This window comes from Ochrobactrum sp. BTU2 (assembly GCF_024539785.1).
Lineage (GTDB): Bacteria > Pseudomonadota > Alphaproteobacteria > Rhizobiales > Rhizobiaceae > Brucella > Brucella anthropi.
In genome coordinates this window covers 1-2609 of record NZ_JAHWRG010000062.1, presented here as the reverse complement: position 1 = coordinate 2609, position 2609 = coordinate 1, and the positions used below count along the sequence as shown (strand labels likewise).

Genomic DNA, 2609 nt, shown 5'->3' with positions numbered 1-2609 from the left:
GTAAGCGCTCATTTGAGGGCACATAGTAGTGATATGAGGGTGCTGAATGCCGGTCAGTCTGCCTGTTTATTGAAGTTGAAGGGCAGCAGATCTTCAATATCAGCATCGTCTGTGCGCTGCGGTAATTCGGTTAGGACGTGCTTAAGCCATGCAAATGGTTCAACGTCACAGGCGCGGCAGGTCAGCATCAAACTGTAGACGATAGCGCTGGCCCGTGCCCCATCCACGGTGTCAGAGAATAGCCAACTCTTTCTTCCGGTTGCAAAAATTCTGATGTCACGTTCCAGAAGGTTGTTGTCTATGGGCATTCTGCCGTCTTCGGTGTAGCGGGTCAGGTACTCCCACTGGTTCCGCGTATAGGAGACCGCATCCTCCAGCTTGCTTTCCGGCAAAACCTTGGGCGCAATGTTGTCGAGCCATTCCTTGAGGGCATTGAGGACCGGAATGCTGTGTTGCTGGCGAAAGCGGCGAATACAGTCCGCCTGCGTTTCACCGTCATTCGGTTTTTCGTCGCGGACCTGCTTTTCGATCCGGTAAAGCTGCTCGTAGAATTTCAGCGCCTGTTCTGGCGGGCCGCCGCCTTTTTTTCTGGCGCGCAGCGCTTCGACAAAGCGCCGTCTGGAATGGGCCATGCACCCGATATGCGTGGCTTCTTTCAATGTGCGCCAGGCTGCATAACCATCGCTTACTAATATGCCACGGTAATCACTGAGAAAGGCTTGCGGATATTGTTGCCCGCGACCAGGTTGATAATCGAGCAGCACGATCGGTTCAACACTGTCCTGGCTGCTGCGATAGGCCCACATGTAGGATATGCTGGTGGCAGCCTTGTCCTTTTCCTTGAGCACCTGAACCGTGGTCTCGTCGCCATGAACGAGGGGCTGCAATCTGAGCCGCAGTTTCAGGGTGTCGTAAATACGAGAGAGATGCTTTTCGCTCGAACCGATCACCCAATGCCCCAGTGCACCTCGGCTAACGGGCACACCTGCGCGCTCGAAGGCTTTCGCCAGGCGATAGAGCGGCGTGCCGTCGACAAATTTATGAACGAGCGCGAAGGCCAGGGTCGAGGCCGTAGCAATGCTGCCCGGCAAAGGCTGCACAGGCATCGGGGCGATGATGATCGGTGTTTTGATGCCGGTACGGTCGCAGTTGCGGCACGCATATTTGAACCGCGCATTCTGCAGGACCTTGGCTTTCACCTCGATATGAAGCTGTTCGGTGACCAGCTCACCCATGCGATGCATCCGATGACTACAGCATGGACACATCTTCTGATCATCAGGCAGGTCATATTCGACACGCTCGCGCGGCAGATTGGCAGGAAGCGGTCGGCGTCCACGCTTCTTGCCTTGCGGCGCTTCGGTATCTGGCAATCCCGTGTCGGGCAATTCAACCGCTTCTGCGAGATCGTCGTCTACATCCACCGCAAGGGCAGCCTGCTCAGCTTCGTTGAAGACACGATCAACACGCTTTTCGCTGTGCGTTGCAAAACGATGTAACCTTGCGAGCGCCAGTTCTTCCTCAAGCTTGAAGACGCGCTCGTTCAGTTTCTGGTTTTCCGCCTGCAACGCTGCTATATGCGCCATCAAATCTGCGACGGTGGGTTGGCCGGTTCGATTCATTCCAATGCTTGAATCGAACACAGTCAGCGACGTCAATAAATTAATTCATGGGTTTTTATATTTATGCGCCGGGCTTAAACCCATTATCCGGCAATTCTATATTGTCGAACCGGATGACGAACCATCGCATCGATATCAATGCCATCAAGCAACCAGTGCAATTGCTCCGTTGTAAGCTGCATGATTGTGTCCTGACGCTGCGGCCAACGGAATTTGTCGTCAGTCAACCGCTTTAACAAAAGCACAAAGCCTGATCGATCAAAGAATAAGATTTTCATCCGGTCACGACGGCGGTTGCAAAATGCGAAGATCGCAGGTGCAAACGGGTCGAGTTCCATCTCCTCCTGAACAAGTACCGCAAGGCTATTGATCCCACCCCGGAAGTCGATAGGATCACGGTGCAGATAGACCTGAATGTCAGGGACAAGTCTAAACATTGCTGACCGCTCCGATGAGCGCCGTCAATGCACGAGCATCGTCGCATTCCAGTGACAGCTTCACACCGTTGGGCAGCGACACATGCAGCTTTGCCGCAGAGGAGAACGAAGCAGCATTCGCAGGAGCCTGCCGCATCTCGCCAGAATCGCGAACCTTCAAGTTCAGGGCGTGGGCGTCGTCATGCCTGGATACAATATCGTTTACAGCAGCCTCGATCCGAACCGGAATAAAGGCTGACGACAAAGATGGAGACATTGCCTCCTTCTGTGCGTCTTTGTACTTTCGCACCCACTTGCGCACAAGGTTCGAATTTATTCCGTGATCAATGGCAACACGCGACAGTGACGCACCAGGTTCAAGGGCAGCTGCAACCACCTGCTGCTTCCAGGCCCGATCATAGTGGTGGTTCCCTTGTCGGTCCACAAACAGCACATGTGACCTGTCTCCATCCGCTCCCATAGTTCCCATCGGTGTCCACCCTTTCTATCGGTGGACACCCTTTGCCTCAATCTCGTTAGCCAGAAAAGGTGCCTAGAAATGCGCGCTTAC

At 54.0% G+C, this 2609-nt stretch carries 3 protein-coding genes; all 3 read right to left on the bottom strand.

Annotated elements, in window-relative coordinates; translation table 11 throughout:
• Positions 1–53: 53 nt before the first annotated feature.
• On the bottom strand, positions 54–1622 hold the full coding sequence (locus KWJ32_RS27850; RefSeq protein WP_151610736.1) for an IS66 family transposase: 1569 nt from the start codon (positions 1620–1622) through the stop codon (positions 54–56).
• Positions 1623–1705: 83 nt separating this feature from the next.
• The gene (tnpB, locus tag KWJ32_RS27845) at positions 1706–2059 is read right to left on the bottom strand and encodes an IS66 family insertion sequence element accessory protein TnpB (protein WP_151610711.1); all 354 of its coding nucleotides are present in this window, start codon (positions 2057–2059) and stop codon (positions 1706–1708) included.
• Positions 2052–2528 carry a transposase gene (locus KWJ32_RS27840; protein WP_235906898.1) on the bottom strand — a complete coding sequence of 159 codons (477 nt, stop codon included), beginning with the start codon at positions 2526–2528 and terminating at the stop codon, positions 2052–2054. Before KWJ32_RS27840 ends, tnpB begins: the two co-directional genes overlap by 8 nt.
• Between the last annotated feature and the right edge of the window lie 81 nt (positions 2529–2609).

Coding starts and splice junctions, on each gene's coding strand:
- tnpB (WP_151610711.1), bottom strand. CDS start 2,059: ATGTTTAGACTTGTCCCTGACATTCAGGTCTATCTGCACCGTGATCCT.
- KWJ32_RS27840 (WP_235906898.1), bottom strand. CDS start 2,528: ATGGGAACTATGGGAGCGGATGGAGACAGGTCACATGTGCTGTTTGTG.
- KWJ32_RS27850 (WP_151610736.1), bottom strand. CDS start 1,622: ATGAATCGAACCGGCCAACCCACCGTCGCAGATTTGATGGCGCATATA.